This window comes from Mesorhizobium sp. ArgA1 (assembly GCF_053714375.1).
The window spans coordinates 1-363 of record NZ_JBSKBQ010000158.1; the positions used below are offsets into that span (position 1 = coordinate 1).

The window sequence follows — 363 nt, forward strand, 5'->3', positions numbered from 1 at the left end:
ACCAGCGCCGCGCGGTGCGGCAGTCGGAAACGAAGCCGCTGATGGAGGCCTTGAAGGCGCGTCTCGAAGCCGTGAAGGACGGGATCTCTCGCCAGTCGACGCTGATCAAGGCGATCGATTATGCGCTCGAACGCTGGGATGGACTAACGGCGTTCCTGAACGACGGGCGGCTGGAGCCAGACACGAACGCCGTGGAGAGATCGATTCGACCGATTGCAATCGGAAAAAAGAATAGTCTGTTCAGTGGTGACGAAGGCGGTGGAGAGACTTGGGCGATCCTGGCTTCGCTGCTCAACTCGGCCAAGTTGAACGGCGTCGATCCCGAAGCCTATCTCACCGACGTTCTCGAGCGCATGGTCAGCG

General features: G+C 60.3%; 1 protein-coding gene. It reads left to right on the forward strand.

The genetic code is table 11. The features are described 5' to 3' along the window. Positions 1–41: 41 nt before the first annotated feature. A partial coding sequence (locus ACWGTI_RS32805; RefSeq protein WP_454590699.1) for an IS66 family transposase occupies positions 42–363 on the forward strand: 322 nt, incomplete at its 3' end.